This window comes from Saccharopolyspora sp. 6M, from assembly GCF_020176775.1.
In the GTDB taxonomy this organism is placed as follows: domain Bacteria; phylum Actinomycetota; class Actinomycetes; order Mycobacteriales; family Pseudonocardiaceae; genus Saccharopolyspora_C; species Saccharopolyspora_C gregorii.
The window spans coordinates 111,837-127,815 of sequence record NZ_JAIUJZ010000014.1 but is presented as its reverse complement, the minus strand read 5'-3'; the positions used below and the strand labels follow the sequence as shown (position 1 = coordinate 127,815).

Below are 15,979 nucleotides of genomic sequence, written 5' to 3'. Positions count from 1 at the left end.
GGCAGCCCAGGAGTTCAACCGTGTCCCAGCCCGTCATCGAGGCCCACCACCTCACCAAGACGTTCGGTACCGTCACCGCGCTCGACGACGTGTGTCTGTCGGTCGACCAAGGCACCGTTCTCGGCATGCTCGGCCACAACGGTGCGGGGAAGACCACGCTGGTCAACATCCTGAGCACCCTGCTCCCGCCGAGCAGCGGGACCGCACGGGTCGCCGGATACGACGTCACCCGGCACCGGGCGAAGGTCTGCGCCCGCATCGGATTGACCGGCCAGTTCGCCTCCGTCGACGAGCAGCTGTCGGGCGTGGACAACCTCGTGCTCATCGGCCGGCTGCTCGGTGCCCGCAAGGCCGAGGCCCGGCAACGCGCCGCCGAGCTCCTCGACGTCTTCGACCTGACCGGGGCCGCCACCCGCCTCGCGGGCACCTATTCCGGTGGGATGCGGCGACGGCTCGACCTCGCGGCGAGCCTGGTCGGCGATCCGGACGTCATCTTCCTCGACGAACCCACCACCGGCCTCGACCCGACCAGTCGGCTGGGGATGTGGGAGATCGTCGAGGCGTTGGTGGAACGGGGTACGACCGTGCTGCTGACCACCCAGTACCTCAACGAGGCCGATCGCCTCGCGGACTCGATCGCCGTGCTGTCCCAGGGCAGGGTCGTCGCGGCGGGCACGCCCGGCGAACTCAAGGCGGAAGTCGGCCAACGCAGCGTCACCACGACGCTGTCCGACCCTGCCGACGCCGACACCGCGTTGCGTGCGCTCACGTCGGTCGGACTTCCTTCGGACTACGACGCCGAACGGCACCAGATCACGACCTCCGTCACCGCTTCCCGTGAACTCGGGGCGGTCGTGCGGGCGCTGGACGAAGCCCGGGTCGAGGTCGCCGCGCTCGGGCTCGGGGAACCGACCCTCGACGACGTATACCTCGCGCACCACCAATCGACCGAACGGGCACAGCCAGTGGGAGTCCCTTCATGACCACGATCCCCGACACCCCCACGCGCCGGTGGCGCGGAGCCGCGATGCCCGCCCAGGTCTACCTGCTCAGCAGCAGATCGCTGCGCGCCCTGCTCGTCGACCCGCGCATGCTGCTGTTCAGCATGTTGCAGCCGCTGATCATGCTCGTCCTGTTCAGCCAGGTCTTCGGCAAAGCGATCACGGTGATCGACCCACCGGGCGGGAACTACATCAACTACCTGATGCCCGCCATCCTCATCACCACCAGCATCGGCGCCGGCCTCCAGTCCGGAATCGGCCTGATCTCGGACATGCACAACGGAGTCGTCGCCCGCCTGCGCGCGCTACCGATCCACCTCAGCTCGGTGCTGCTGGCGCGCAGCGTCGCCGATCTCGTCCGCAGCGCGCTGCAACTGATCGTCCTGCTGACGACGGCCGCCGCCCTCTTCGGCTTCTCCCCGCAGGGCGGTTTCTGGGGCGTGGTCGCGTCGCTGGTGCTGGCGCTGGTCGTGAGCTGGTCGCTGACCTGGGTCTTCCTGGCGATCGCCACCTGGGTGCGCAAGGCCGAGGTGATGCAGAGCATCGGTTTCCTGGCGATGTTCCCGCTGATGTTCGTCTCCAGCGCGTTCGTACCGCTGGAGGCACTGCCGAACTGGCTGCGAGTCCTCGCCGTCGTGAATCCGCTGACCTACGCGGTGGACGCCTCCCGCAACCTCGCCCTTGCGCTGCCGACCGGCAACGGCGTGTTCCTCGCCTTGGGCACCAGCGCAGTCCTGGGAGCGATCAGCGCCGTGTTCGCCGTGCGGGGATTCCGCAAGCCGCTATGAGGCTCCGCCGCTCGCACGCAGAACGCTGAGCTGCCGGATCGTCGGGTAGCGGTAGAGATCGCGCAGCGGGACGGCAGGCACGCCCCGCTCCCGCAGCGCGGTCGTGATCCGCACCGCGAACAGCGAGTTGCCGCCGAGTTCGAAGAAGTCGTCGTCCAAGGTGACCTCGACCCCGAGCACCTCGCTCCACACCACCCGTAGTGCGTCCGCCATCGTCGCCGATCCGCCGCTGTCGGGTGCGGTCCTCGCCGGCCGTGCCGGGTGGGGCGCGGGCAGCCTCTGCTGGTCGAGTTTTCCGTTCGCCGTCAACGGCATCGCGGGGATCGCGGAGACCGTCGCGGGGACCATGTGCTCCGGCAGGAGTCGTGCGGCGCGAGCCCGGATGTCCGAAGTGGACTTCTCGGTCACGACGTAGCCGTCCAGCCTGGCCGAGGCCGCGTCGTCCGGATCGGTCCGGTTGACGACCACGGCCGCCGCACTCACCGCCGGGTCCTCCAACAGGACCGAACGGATCTCGTCGAGTTCGATGCGGAATCCACGGATCTTCACCTGGTGGTCGAGGCGGCCCAGGTGTTCCAGCACGCCGTCCGGCCGCAGGCGCCCCCGGTCGCCGCTGCGGTAAACGCGCTGCCCGGTGTGCTGATCCAGGACGAACCGGTGCTCGGTGAGGTCGGGGCGGTTGAGGTACCGGGCGGCGACACCAGCACCGCCGACGTAGATCTCGCCCGGGACTCCGAGCGGCAACACCCGTCCTCCTTCATCGCGCACCGACACCGACCATCCCGGCAGCGGCCGTCCCACCGCGCGTGACTCCTCCAGCGCGATGCGCCGCGTCACGGTCTGCACCGTCACGTGCACGGTGGTCTCGGTGATGCCGAACATGTTCACCACGCGGCACCGGGACTCGGGGTGCCGGTCGAACCAGCCGACCAGCATCCGGGTGTCCAGCGGCTCACCACCGAAGACGACCAGGCGCGGCGCGACGCCGGCCGTGCCCTGGTCGACGGCAAGCGGTGCGAACGCCGACGGCGTCTGGCTGAGCACCGTGACCCGCTCCCGGCCGAGGAGTTCGAGAAAGCGCTCCGGGTCGCGGGAGACCCAGTACGGGACGACGACGAGACCGCCTCCCGTCGCCAGGCATCCCCAGATCTCCCAGACCGAGAAGTCGAACGCGCAGGAGTGGAACCACGTCCACACGTCCTGTCCGCCGAGTCCGAAGTCGACACTCGTCGCGTCGAGCAGCGCGCAGATGTTGCCGTGTGGCACGACCACGCCCTTGGGCCGGCCGGTCGAACCGGAGGTGTAGATCACGTAGGCCGGATCGGCGGGCTCCCCGTCCTCCGGGAGATGGTCGGCGGGGGGTGCCGCGGAGAGCGCTTCCGGCGAGACCGCCTTCCTGCCCGCACCGGTGGGGAACTCGCCGTGGCGGGTCACCACCAGCGCCAGCTCCGCGTCCTCGGCGATGAAGGCGAGGCGTTCGCGGGGATACGCGGGCTCCATCGGAACGTAGACGCCGCCCGCCTTGAGCACGGCCAGCAGCACCACGGGGATCTCCGCCGAGCGGTCCAGGCACACGCCCACCCGAGCGCCGCGCCGCACCCCGAGCGCCCGGAGCGCGCGGGCCCACCGGTCGGACTGATCGTCGAGTTCCTGGTAGGTGATCCGTCGCGGGCCCTCGGTGATCGCGATGGCTCCCGGTGTCTCCGCCGCCCTGGCCCTGACCCGGTCGTGCAGGAGCCGTGGTTCGGCGCGGTCGAGCGAGGGGCCGGTCCCCAACGCCAGCACCCGTGCCGACTCGGCGCCGAGGATCTCCGCTTCCCGCACCGCACTCGACGGGTGCGCGATGATCTGGTCGTGCACGCGCACGACGTGCCGGACCAACTGGTGCGCGATCTCCGGGGAGACCCAGCGCGGATCGTGGTCGCAGCGAAGCACTCCGCCGTCCGCGCGCCCCGCTGCGAACGAGAGCGTGACCGGGAACGTGGGGGCCAGGCACGGTTCGTACTCGACCGCCCCGTCGTGCTCCGGCTCGATCCGGTCCACGATGAAACCCACCGGCGCGACCTTCGTCGTCACCTGGGCTTCCGGTGCGTCAAGCCCGGATCGGATGCCGTCGAGCAGCGAGGTGACCTGGGTGGCCCCGGACAGCTCCGTCGACACCGCGACCAGACGGCACCCGCCACCCGCCTGCCGCGAAGCCACGACCGGCAGCGACGTCGCCTCCTGCCCGTACCGATCCAGCACGATCGACAGCGCGGCGATCCACGTCTCCGCGGACCCGGACTCCCGCACCGGAAGTTCGCACCGCCCGGGGCGGCTCTCGGCACGCGTGCCGAGGCCCCAGTCGGCGGGCTCGAAGGACAGCTCCTCGTCCAGACCGGCGATGGGCGACGCGGGACACACCGGCGCGGACTCTCCGGCAAGCGAGCGAGCGGTGTCGCGCAGGTGGCCGGCCGTGTACCGCGCCCGATGGGCGACCAGCACCAGTTCGACCGCGTCCGAGCACTGGAGGAGGACGACCCGAAGCCCGTCGGCGCGGGAAACGCCCCGAGCCGTCTCACCGCGTCGGATCCGCTCAGCGATCGGATCGTCGGCGGAGCCTGCGATCCGCTGCACCCACAACTCGTGCGCCGGACGGCGCGCATCCTGTTGGCGGACCGCCGCCAGCCTCGCGGCGATCGTCGCGTGCTCCACCGAGGGGGCCAGGCGAACGGACAGGGCGTGGCAGCGTGCGGCGTCGGGCCGAGCCTCCGCTCCCCCGTCACCGGCTGCTGAGAAGTCGGTCATGGCGTCGCCTCTCCTGTGGTCCCCGGCTCCGCCGGGAGCGCTGTCTGCCACGTCATCGCGCGGTGAACCCGCCATCGACGGTCAGCACGGAACCGGTCACCTGACGCGCATCGTCGGAAGCCAGGAACACCGCCGCTCCCGCGACGTCCTCCGGCTCGATCAACTGGTTCATCGGCTGGGCCTGCACGAAGGTCTCCTCGTGCTCGTCCACGGGAACCTCCAGGCAGCGAGCGATCTCGGACAGCATCCGCCCCTCGGCCCACTTGTCGTCCCGCACCGAGCCGGGGCACACCGCGTTCACCCTGACCTTCTTCGGCGCGAAGTCCAGTGCCACGGCCTTGGTCAGGCCCACCAGACCGTGCTTGGCCGCGACGTAGCCCGCGAAATGGCGGTAGCCGACCAAACCCGCGGTGGAGGCGACGTTGACGATGCTCCCGTTCCTGCGGTCCAACATGGACGGAGCGACCGCACGGATCATCCGCCACGCGCCGGAAAGATCCACGTCGAGCATGAGATTCCACTCGTCCTCGCTGATGTCGTGCGCGGCACGGCCTGAGGGTGCGGCGATCCCGGCGTTGTTGACGAGCAGGTCCACCGCCCCGAACCGCCCGAGAGCGGTGTCCACGAGCGCAGCCACCTCGCCAGCCCTGCGAACGTCGAGCTCGGAGGTCATCGTGGCCACGCCGTGTTCCGCGCACAGCTCGGCCGTGTGGGCCAGCTGGCTTGCCGAGCCCAGCGGGTAGGGAACGCCGTCCAGGTCCTGCCCGATGTCGGTCAGGACCACGCTCGCCCCCTCACGGGCGAACGCGACCGCGCAGGCCCGTCCGAGCCCACGCGCCGCTCCGGTGATGACCGCGGTCTTTCCCATCAAGCGCAACGGAGTTCCTTCCGGGCGATCGTGCTCAGGTCGCCGACGTGCCGATGGTCCAGGAGCTGCCGTCCGCCTCGGACAGCGCTGCGGTGATGAGTTCCGCGACCGCGCCCACCGAGTCGGTGAGGTACATGTGCCCGCCGGGGAGCTCGACCAGGTCGAAGGTCCCGGTGGTGGCCTTGGACCACTGCCCCGCGTGTTCGGTGTCCACGAGTTCGTCGTCGCGTCCCCGCAGCGAGGTGATCGGCACCGGCAGCGGCTCGGTTCGACTCGGCCGGTAGTTCTCGTGCATCTCGACGTCCGCACGCAGCGCGGGCAGGATCAACTCCCGCATCTCGGGGAATCGCAAGGCCGGATGGTCGTAACCGGCGAATTCCCTCACCTGGTCCAGGAACTCCGCGTCCGCGAGCCCGGTCGCCCGCTGCCGCCGGGTGCTCCACGGACCCGGCGATCCGCTGACGACCAGGCGTCGAAGGTCGATGCCCGGAACGTCGGCCAGCCGGTGTGCCAGCTCGTAGGCCAGGACTGCTCCGAGACTGTGCCCGAACAGGACGACCTCGCCCGTACCTACCCGCTCGATCACCGCGTCCCGAAGGAAATCGGCCGCCACCGAGGCATCCCGGAACGGTTCGGCGCCGATCTCCCGCTCTCTGCCTGGAAGCGGGAGCGGTACCAGGTCGAACGCGGGCTCCACGTGCTCCGCCCACGGCCGGAAGTACGACGCGCCCGCTCCCGCGAACGGCACGCACACCAACGAAGGTCGCGACATGTCCCTCACCCCTCCACTAGGTCGACTGCACGGTTCAGATCAGTTCTCGCCGGGATACCGCGGGCGAGCCCCATCGCCTCCCGCTGCCGCTGGCGGTCACGTCGCGGGGTTCGGTGCCACCCTCGAATCCCGTGCGCTCGACCACCACGACCGCGCCGTGTGCCCGGGGTGCGACGCGCACCTCCGCCGGCCCCCGACCACCGCCGTGGATCCGGCGTCCCCGCCCGTCCCGCACGGTCACCGGGCCGTTGATCCCGTGCCGCAACGTCCAGGCCCGGTCGGTTCCGCTGTGCACGCGCACCCACTCGGTTCGGCCGCCGCTCCGCCCGGCGTCGACACGGATGCCTTGCCGCACTTCCAGGCCGGACACCGAGACGTCGGCCCACCCCGCGGGCACCGCGGGGAAGAGGTCCACGACGTCGCCACGCCACCGAGTCATCATGTCGCGCAGGATGCGGCTGACCGCGTAGCCCACGTCCGGCGGTGCCGCGCCTCCCGCGCGGTAGAGGGTGTTCGGCAGGAACTCCGAGTCCCCGACGCGTTCCGCGAGAACGTGCTCCAGCTCGGCGCGCGCCACGTCGCCGTCGTTCAGCGCGCTCGACATCGCGGCCGCCGCCAGGTGGGAATGTCCCTGCCAGTCACCCCGCAGCGCCGACCAGCACTCGAACCCCCGCTTCCAGACGGCGCGATCGTGCGAGTCCGCGAGGTCGTCCAGCTGGTGCAGCGCGACGAGGTGTGACGGGTGCCGATGCGACTCGCCGAGGGCCACGCCCGCGCCGACCATCGGAGCTCCACCGACGTCCCGATGAGCCCGGACCAACCGCTCGCCGATGTCGTTCCACCGGTCGCCACGAGGGTCCCGCACCCCCAGCAACGTGCTGGACCGCACCAAGGCCCGCGCTGCCCAGCGGAGCAGTTCGAGATCGTAGGTGCTGTCGTGCACGTCGGCGTAGGTCGGCGAGTGCGTCAGCGGAAGGTGGAGCCGCCCTCCGGCGTCTTCGACGAGGAACTGGCCGTAGAAGCCGACCGCACGCCGCAGCGCCGGTCGCACCGTCTCCCTCAGCAGCTCGTCGTCGCCGCTGTGGACGCAGTGCCGCCACAGCGCGGGCAAACCCGCCGCAGCGATCATGTTCCCGGTGAATCCTTCCTTGGACCCGGTGCCGGGAATCGCCGCCCGTGCGTGCGTCGGGGTCGAGGGAGCCGCCCAGGCGCCGTGCCCGTACCCGTCGAGCATCGCCGTCGCGTGCTCACCGCCAGGACGTGTCGCGGCGGCCCGGTACAGCTGCGCCCAGTGGAACCGCTGCACGGTCTTGTCCGGAATCGACAGGAAACTGCGGCGGTAGAAGCTGTTCCACCACGCCCGGTGCGACTCGACGAGCTCCGGACCGTCCACGTCCCGCGGGGGGCCGGCGTCGAGCGAGGCCGTCACGATCCGCCGACTGCCCTGGCGGCGCTCGCACCAGGACACCTGTGCGTCCTCGTCCGGAACCCACGCCGCGCGGCTCTCGCCTTCCGACGGGGTGAGCGAGATCATCAACACGTTCTCGGAACGCGGCACGAGCGCGGCGAAGCGCACGGAGCCACGCGTGGTCGTCAGCGTCCCGGTGAGTTCCGCGTTCCACAGATCCAGTTCCCACCGCGCTTCCGTCGGGGTCCCGGCCAGCACCAGCGCGAGTCGGGCGTCCGGTGCCTCCCAGGGTGTGCTCGCGCCGCCGAGCGCCACGGTCAGTCCCCTGCCGTCCGCGCTCCGGTGAACCTGTCCCCACAGAACACCGTTGCCCAGCAACGGCGCACTCCGCCAGTCCCGAGGAACCGAGTTCCAGTGCAGGTGCGCGTCCCTGACGATCGCCTCGTGCGGCTCGGTCGATGCCGCGAAGACGGGTGCGGCCGCCCAGCTGCCTCCGACGGCGACAGCACTGACCGCCGTCGAACCGCACAGGAAGGTGCGGCGTCGCAACGTGGTCAACACGAACCTCCCGCAGGCGACGTCGAGTCCTTCGTGGACGACGCGCGGGAGGTGACCGCGGAGGAGCGGGCGAACTCCGACAGCAGGTCCGCGGCCATGCCCGCACCACCCGCTTGACGAACACGTCGCGCGTGCGACGCCAGCGCCGCCGCGACGGACTCGTCGTCGCGCACCGCTTCCACCGCGGCGCGGAACTGCGCAGGGGAGGCGTTCGCGTCCACTTCCACGCCGACCCCGATGTCCCGCAGTCGGCGCGCGGTCGTGAGTTGATCGCCCGCGCGTGGTACGAGGACCATCGGGATGCCCAGCGCCAAACCCTCCATCGCCGAATTCATCCCCGCATGCGTCACGAACACATCACTGTGCGCCAACACCTCGGACTGCGGAACATACCGACGCGCGACCACGTTCTCCGGCAACACACCCAACTCGGCCGGATCCGTATGCGACGTCGCCATCACCACGCACCACCCAGAACCCGCGAAACCCTCCGCCACCCGCCGGAAGTACTCCGCACCACGGGAGAACACGGTTCCCGACGAGACGTACGCGGTCGGGCCGCTGCGGATCCGGTCCCACGGCAGATCCCCACCCTCATACCCCACCGACGAACCCCGCTGAAGCGGCCCCACGAAACGAAAACGCCCATCGAACGACCACCGCATCGGCTGCAACTCCGCGACCACGTTCACCAGCACCAGCGGTGCTCGTGCACCCGGCATCCGCAATGCCGGGTGGACGCGGGTGAGCCCGGTGCGACGCGCGCAGGATTCGGCGATCGGCCCCGTGCGCGCCCGCAACTCGTCCAGGACGACCTCGTCGTTGAGCGCATAGGTGACGCTCAGCGCGACCCAGGGCGTGCCTTCGGCACGGGCTGCCGTTGCTCCCCAGCCCGCCACGTAATCGGTGACCACCACATCGGGATTCCACGACGTCCAGCACCCGCGGATCCGACGGACCACCCTCTTCCGGCTCCGCCGACGCGACAGAGCTGCGACCACTCGGCGGGGCAGCACGGTGCGGCGTGGCTTCCGTTCGGGTACGTGGGCGTTGCCGACCGTCGCGGCGAACTCGGTGACCTCGCAACCGACGTCGCGGAACTCGGCCGCGAACTCGGGGGTCACGGCGACCGCGACGTGGTCGCCGCGCCGCACCAGCTCGGCGGCCAGCGCCGACATCGGCCTCACGTGGCCATGCTGCGGGTACGGGAACACGAGGTAGCGGGTCATCGGTTCGCCGTGAGTTTCTGCAGGGCATCCACCGCGGCGCCGGCTCCGCCCGCGCCCCGCACGCTGGCGGACAGCTCGTCGAGGGTTGCTCGCATCCGTTCGTCGCCATGCACTCGGTCCGCCGCCTCGCGGAACTCCGATGCCGCCGCCGTGGCCGCCACGATCTCCCCTGCTCCGAGGGAGGCGATCTGCCGCGCGATGCCGCGCTGATCGTAGGCGCGTGGTACGAGGACCATCGGGATGCCCAGCGCCAAACCCTCCATCGCCGAATTCATCCCCGCATGCGTCACGAACACATCACTGTGCGCCAACACCTCGGACTGCGGAACATACCGACGCGCGACCACGTTCTCCGGCAACACACCCAACTCGGCCGGATCCGTATGCGACGTCGCCATCACCACGCACCACCCAGAACCCGCGAAACCCTCCGCCACCCGCCGGAAGTACTCCGCACCACGGGTGAACAACGTCCCGGTCGAGACGTACGCGGTCGGGCCGCTGCGGATCCGGTCCCACGGCAGATCCCCACCCTCATACCCCACCGACGAACCCCGCTGAAGCGGCCCCACGAAACGAAAACGCCCATCGAACGACCACCGCATCGGCTGCAACTCCGAGACCACGTTCACCAGCGCCATGGCCGCGTGCGCGGTGACGCGACGGCGGAGTCCGGGCTGGATGCGGGCGATACCGGACCACCTGGCGAGGGTCTTCATCCGGGGGCCGAACTTGCGGTCCACATCGGACAGGAGGATTTCCTCGCTCAGGGCGTAGGTCACGTAGAAGGACACGAACGGGACGTCGTTGGCCTCGGCCGCCTTGATCCCCCAGATCGCCATGATGTCGGTGACCACGGCGTCCGGATTCAAGTCCTCGACCACGCGGCCGAGGACTTCGGTGAGCCGGAACCGCTCCGCGACGATGTCCCACGCCCTGCGCAACCCGCCGAGTTTGTAGCGCAGGTCCTGCTGTTCGGGGATGCGTTCACGAGCCCGGATGTCCAGCTCCACGATCGCACAGCCGGCCGCGGCGAAAGGTTCGGCGAAGCCGGCGCTCACCGCGACGGTGACCGGCTCGCCCCGACGCACGAGTTCCTCCGCCACGGCGACCATCGGGTTGACGTGGCCGTGCAGCGGGAACGGGACGAGCAGGTAACCGCTCATGCCGCGTCCAGGTAGTGCCGGTACGAGTCGAGGGTGCCGCCCCACTCGGCGGCCAGCGCCGGGTCGGCCACGGCCACCAGGTCCAGACAGGTCCGCACCGTCGCCGCCACGTCGGTCGGCGTTCCCGGCACCGGTGCCGCGACGAGGTCGTGCAGCGCGGTGCGGCACGCCCGTCCCAACGGGGTGACCGCGAGTTCGCCGTCGAGATCCGCCCACCGCCTGCGGGACTCGGGCAGGCCGAGCACCGCGGCGACCAGTTGGGCCAGCGTCTCCCGCACCTCGACCACACGTCCGTAGCCACGCAGGTAGCCGCTGACGCCGAGCTCGTCGCGGAGGGTGTGCAGGCGCACGAGCAACTCGCAGAGCAGACCTGCCGCCGTCGGCGGTCGATCCGTGAGCGCCTCGGCCGTCACCCCGGATGCGGAGTCGACCCCCGCCGTGACTTGATCCGCCACGTACAGCGGGCAGCTCGGCTCCCGCGATTCGACCGCCTCGGCCAGTCCGCCGCCGACGAGGCGCACCCGCAATCGGTGCAGCCGCCCGGCGTGCGGGGCCAGGTAGAGCGAATCGACGCTGGTGGTCGCACCGTCCGCGTTCTCCCGCCAACCCGGCAACAGCGTCCCGACCCCGTGCGTCATCAGGTCGTCGAGCACGAGGGCGAAGAGGGCGAGGCAGTCGTCGTCCACCACCACGACGAGCTCGATCTCGCCCGCCCCGTGCAGGTCGGCTACCCGCCCACCGGTGAGCGCGATGCGGCGGACGCGAGGACTGCTCGACAACGCGTCCACCACCACTTCCAGCAGTGGTCGGATCGTCGGCGGGCTGGACTCCGCGAGGTCGCTGATCAACGAGGTGCTCACGCCTACTCCTAGCGAGGATCTGACGGGGAATGATCGGTTGCCGTGGTGGGAAGATCAGGCGAGGCCGAGCATGACCTTCTTCGTGTCCTGCCAGGCCGCGACCTGGGACTCGTCGCCGAACCGCCGGTGGGCTTCGAGGATCAGGTCGTACACGGTGCCTTCCGGCATGGCGTAGCTGTAGAACAGGCGCAGCAGGGATTGCTCGGCCACCCGCCCGTAGCCCAAGGTGAGCAGTTGCACCGCGCGGTCCAGGTGTCCTTCCAGCACGTCGTCTTCCGGCTCCGGCAACACCTGGACGTCCTGCTGCGTGAGGTGGATGTTCTCGGTGAAACGGCGGAACGCGTCGTCGGCGTAGCAATCCATGATCAAGTGGACCCGGTCCGGCCCGGTCAGGTTGCACGCACCGTGCGCATGGGTCGGGACGAGTCGCCAGATGCCGCCGTAGCCGAGATGCACCTTCGCCCCGCCGGTCACGAGTGCCGACGAACGGTTGGTGCGCAGCGGGATGTGCAGCCGATGCCGCTCTACATCGGACAGCTCCTCGTAGTCTCGGTGTTCCCACAGGAACGAGTTGGACGACAGCCGCGCGATCCGCACCCACATGTAGCTGAGCCCGAAGGACCGCAGCAGCTCCCGAGTGGCGGGCATCCGCTTCAACAGCGTGGTTTCCTGCGGCTCGCAGTCACGGATGGTGAGATCGTTCGGATCACCGCTCTCGTTGTACAACGACAGCGTCAGCCACCCACCGCTCTGGTACTCGCCGTATTCCAGTCCCCACTCGTCGGGCACGCTCACCCCTTCACGGCTGGCGCGCTGGAGCAATGACGGGTCGAGGTCACCGATCCTGCCGACCTGTCTGGTCAATGCGGCTACGTCCATCATCGAAAAACGTCTTCCCTCCACGCGGCGTCGGGCAACGCGCCCATCAAGGCGGTGAGTCGGCTCACCGCGAGGAAGGCGGAATTCGCCCCCCAGCGTCCCCAAAACCCCTGGCGCAGCAGGATTTTGACGCCTGCACGACCTCACTGGATCGCACGTTAGCACTGTCCGCGACCGCAGTCGCCGCCATTAAGTCCGGGCGAAATTCCCCTTGCCCGGCGGAATCAACAGGCCGACCGAAAGAACTCCACAATAGACTTGTTCACTGTTTCGGGAACCTCCAGATAACCGTAGTGACCCGCGTCCGCCACGCATTCGTAGGTCGCTCCAGGAATGATCTCGGCGAGTTCTCTGCCGTGCTGCGCGGGCGTCAAGAGGTCGTCGGAGAACGACACGACGTGGCACCGGACCTCGATCGCGCGGTATGCCTCCAACCGGTCCGGCATCGGTTCCACGGCCAGCTGAGCCAACTCGCCGGGACCCGGCGGTGGCGCCAGTTCCAGCAGGTCGAGCCAGTCCGCGGCGTCCTGGTCCCGGGCCAGGGTCGCCGGTGACAGGACTTGCATCGCTTGCGTCACGGCCGAGTAGGACGACGGGATGACCGCGCCCGAGCGGTGCAGCTCACGAGTCGCGGTCGACAACGCAGCCCGAAACCTGTCGGTACGCCCTCTGGTCGCCATCAGAACCGCCTGCCGGACCAGATCCGGCCGCGCGAGCACGAGTTCCTGTGCGATGTAGGAACCCATTGACGTGCCGACCACGCGCACCGATTCCAGGCCCAGGTGCTCGATGAGTCCGACGACGTCACCCACCATGTCCCGCACCGTGAAACCGTCCGCGCACAGGTCGCTGGGGGCGATGCCCCGGTTGTCGAACGTCACGACGCGGTAGCCCGCGGCGCGCAGGGCGGGCACCTGGTGCAAGTGCCAGGCGCGGCCCCGTCCGCCGCTTCCCATGATGAGCAGCACCGGTTCGCCCACGCCGAACTCGTCGTAATGCAGGCGCACGCCGTTCACCGACGCGAAAGGCATCCGCTCTCCTCACTCGTCACCCGGCCGCCCGGGTCATCTCCGCTACCGGTCGAGGACCTCGACCCGCAGTTCCGGGGAGTTGGCGATCTCCTGCTCGCTGAACCGGTCGGTCACCCACTGGCCGGCGGAGTACAACTCGGTCTGGTCCGCGTAGTGGGGCGAGGTCGGATCGGTCGACTGCGAGTAGGTCATCAGAGTCGAGGCCTTCGGGCTCCCGGCACTCCCGAACTCCACCACCTGGACGAAGCTCGATCCGTGGGCGACCTCGGTGTTGCCCTGCCCGGGATCCCACTCGGGTGTGATGACGTTGAGGACGCCCAACTCCCCCGGTCCGCCGTGGATCCCGATCTCCGCACCGTTGCGGGTCACCTGCTGGTGGTCACCGAGCGGAGCGTCCAACGGGATACCGGCGTTCCGGAGTTCGACCGCCGCGTCGCCGAACGCACGGTGCACGGCGGGATCGCCGGTCTTGAGCGTGTTCGGGGTGTGCACCGGATCGGCGGGGTCGAACCCGACCTGCCACGGCCCGCCCTCGACCGACCCCAGGGCACGGACGAAGCGTTCGAACAGCAGCGAACCCCGGCTGTCGAGCCGGTACGTGTGGTCCCACTTCGCCACCGCATCGCAGGCGGCCGATACGTCGACCGGCCCTGAGCTGGATGGTGCTCGGCCACCCGGGAACGACTCGCACATGTCGGCGGTATCCGCTGCCGCCAGCACCGCCACCCTGCTGCGGTCGGCGAACAGCATGTCCTTCATCGTCTCGTGCGAGAATCCCTCGCCCGGCAACCCGTCTTCGCCCGCACGGCGTTCCCGCACCGACTCGATCGCCTCCCTGGTCCGAGCCGAGCGCTCGGTCCCGACATCACCGATGGTGCGCGGGTAGTCCACCAGCGGCTGCTCCAGGTTCGTCAGCCACGGGCTGTCGTTGGCATTGAGCACGTAGTCACGACGCACCATCTCGGGAAGCGCGCCGGGGCCGAAGATGCCGGGTTGCACGGCATCCTCGTCGCTGCCCCAGGCGCAGTCACCCCGTCCTCCGTCGAGAACCGAGATACCGCTCAGCGCGAAGATCTGCGCGCCCAGCGGAGTGCTGCACTTCTCCGCGAGTTCGTCGGTGACGTGCGGAGCCACCTGGACGTCGGAGTAGAGTACGTCTCCCCTCCGGTCGGCGGCGATCGTGTTCAACCACGGCAGGCTCTGGTTGTCGGCAAGGGCTCTCGACATGTCCGCCGTGCTCTCCGCCGTACCGAAGTCGAGCCACGTGTTGAGCGTGCGGAGGTTGGTGACGTTGGGGTCGCGCACCGCGTGCGCGGTCGTCTCCCACGGCAGCGGGGAACCGCCCGCACCCGCGATCACCGGGCCGTAACGGGTCGACCACAGCGTCCGCTCGACGGTGTCGGTGCCACCGTCGGTGTTGCGCACCTCGACCCGGACGGTGCGGCCGGTCATCTCCTCCCGCTTTCCGTCCACCTGGTACGCGGTGGGTTCGCCCGGAACCAGCGGAACCTCGTAGAGCCCCATCGTCGCCGCCGTGGAGACCGTGTGACTCCACGCGATCTCGTCGTTGTGTCCGATGAGGACGCTGGGAATCCCGAGCAGGGAGGCGCCGGATACGTTGAGTTCACCGGGAATGGTGAGGTGCGCCTGCCAGAAGCGGTTCGGTCCGTGCCAGGGGTAGTGCGGATTGCCCAGCAGCACGCTCTGCCCGGACCGGGTGGCGTCCTTGCCTGCCGCGATCGCGTTGCTCGCTTTGGGCCGCACTCCGTCTCCAGCACCGAGCCCCTTGAGCACGGCACCTACGTCGTGCGGCACGTCCGCCGACCGCCCCCGCGTCCCCGGAGGTTGTGCGTTGACGATGTCTCCCGCCAGCCTGCCCAGCCCGGACGAGGTGCTCACGTCGTAGACGTGCCGGTACACGTCGAGTTCGGAGATCGGGCGCACCCAGGCCGCACCCGCGCACGCGGGGTCGGTGATGCCGTCGGCACCCGTCTCCTCCAGGTACCGGTTGAACCCGCCGACGTATCCGCGCACCATCTCCACGATTTCGGGTTTCGGGCCGAGCGGCGGTTGCTGACCGGACACCTTATCCACGACCCCGCTGTCGTTCACTCCCTGGTAGTAGAGGTCGCTGTCGAGGCTGTTGTCGACGCTGGCGAGACCCTCGTTCGGCGGCGCGTCCGGGCCGAGGTGCCGGGAGCGCTCGGCCCGGAGGGTCATGTACACGTCGGACAGGGCGCAGAGGTTGTCCTTCGCCGACGCGTAGCCGTAGCCGTAGCCGAGTCCGGTGTAGTCCTCGGCGAGGATGTGCGGAATCCCGTGCTCGGTGTAGCGCACGACGGCCTCGGCACCGGCGGGCACGACTGCGGCCGAGGCCGACATGCCACCCGACCCCACCGTCATGAGCAAGACCGTTGCGGAGGCCGCGAGTGCGCGCGCACCGCGACGGAGGCGGGTGCGGGTCATGTCAGGAGCCTTTCGATCGTACGTGGGTGGATCGTTGGGGGGGGGGGGGGGGCCCCCCCCCCCCCCCCCCCCCCCCGCCCGGGCCCCCGCCCAGTTATAAAAAAAAGAGGGAGTGGGGGATGATGAGGAGGGATGGTTTGTGTGGTAGTCACCCCCGTGTGGGGAG

12 protein-coding genes are annotated in these 15,979 nt (G+C 69.8%); 2 read left to right on the top strand and 10 right to left on the bottom strand.

From position 1 onward, the window contains the following. The first annotated feature begins 20 nt into the window (after positions 1–20). Both LCD31_RS02980 and LCD31_RS02975 read left to right on the top strand, forming a co-directional pair. Positions 21–983 (top strand): ATP-binding cassette domain-containing protein, encoded by a 963-nt coding sequence (locus tag LCD31_RS02980; protein ID WP_224955868.1) that lies wholly within the window; start codon positions 21–23, stop codon positions 981–983. Beyond that, complete coding sequence (locus LCD31_RS02975; RefSeq protein WP_224955867.1) at positions 980–1,789, top strand: ABC transporter permease; 810 nt, start codon at positions 980–982, stop codon at positions 1,787–1,789. Before LCD31_RS02980 ends, LCD31_RS02975 begins: the two co-directional genes overlap by 4 nt. Here the strand turns inward: LCD31_RS02975 and LCD31_RS02970 are convergent. The 10 genes from LCD31_RS02970 to LCD31_RS02925 all read right to left on the bottom strand — a co-directional run bounded on the left by LCD31_RS02970 (position 1,784) and on the right by LCD31_RS02925 (position 15,750). Beyond that, positions 1,784–4,576: a non-ribosomal peptide synthetase gene (locus tag LCD31_RS02970; RefSeq protein ID WP_224955866.1), complete on the bottom strand. Its 2,793-nt coding sequence runs from the start codon at positions 4,574–4,576 to the stop codon at positions 1,784–1,786. The two genes, LCD31_RS02975 and LCD31_RS02970, sit on opposite strands and share 6 nt — an antisense overlap. Before the next feature lie 52 nt (positions 4,577–4,628). Next, complete coding sequence (locus LCD31_RS02965) at positions 4,629–5,444, bottom strand: SDR family oxidoreductase (protein ID WP_224955865.1); 816 nt, start codon at positions 5,442–5,444, stop codon at positions 4,629–4,631. A gap of 34 nt (positions 5,445–5,478) precedes the next feature. Beyond that, complete coding sequence (locus LCD31_RS02960) at positions 5,479–6,216, bottom strand: thioesterase II family protein (RefSeq protein ID WP_224955864.1); 738 nt, start codon at positions 6,214–6,216, stop codon at positions 5,479–5,481. A gap of 34 nt (positions 6,217–6,250) precedes the next feature. Beyond that, a complete protein-coding gene (locus LCD31_RS02955) occupies positions 6,251–8,182 on the bottom strand; it encodes a hypothetical protein (protein WP_224955863.1) in 1,932 nt (643 codons plus the stop codon). After that, positions 8,179–9,360: a nucleotide disphospho-sugar-binding domain-containing protein gene (locus LCD31_RS02950; RefSeq protein ID WP_374201636.1), complete on the bottom strand. Its 1,182-nt coding sequence runs from the start codon at positions 9,358–9,360 to the stop codon at positions 8,179–8,181. The genes LCD31_RS02955 and LCD31_RS02950 overlap by 4 nt, the downstream gene beginning before the upstream one ends. A gap of 47 nt (positions 9,361–9,407) precedes the next feature. Then, positions 9,408–10,577, bottom strand: a complete 1,170-nt coding sequence (locus tag LCD31_RS02945) for a nucleotide disphospho-sugar-binding domain-containing protein (protein WP_224955861.1) — start codon at positions 10,575–10,577, stop codon at positions 9,408–9,410. After that, positions 10,574–11,437 carry a hypothetical protein gene (locus tag LCD31_RS02940; protein ID WP_224955860.1) on the bottom strand — a complete coding sequence of 288 codons (864 nt, stop codon included), beginning with the start codon at positions 11,435–11,437 and terminating at the stop codon, positions 10,574–10,576. The genes LCD31_RS02945 and LCD31_RS02940 overlap by 4 nt, the downstream gene beginning before the upstream one ends. A gap of 54 nt (positions 11,438–11,491) precedes the next feature. Continuing rightward, positions 11,492–12,226, bottom strand: coding sequence for an aspartyl/asparaginyl beta-hydroxylase domain-containing protein (locus LCD31_RS02935; RefSeq protein WP_224955859.1), 735 nt, complete (start codon positions 12,224–12,226; stop codon positions 11,492–11,494). 314 nt (positions 12,227–12,540) lie between these two features. Then, positions 12,541–13,347: an alpha/beta fold hydrolase gene (locus LCD31_RS02930; protein ID WP_224955858.1), complete on the bottom strand. Its 807-nt coding sequence runs from the start codon at positions 13,345–13,347 to the stop codon at positions 12,541–12,543. 42 nt (positions 13,348–13,389) lie between these two features. Continuing rightward, positions 13,390–15,750 carry a penicillin acylase family protein gene (locus tag LCD31_RS02925; RefSeq protein WP_224955857.1) on the bottom strand — a complete coding sequence of 787 codons (2,361 nt, stop codon included), beginning with the start codon at positions 15,748–15,750 and terminating at the stop codon, positions 13,390–13,392. Positions 15,751–15,979 lie beyond the last annotated feature (229 nt).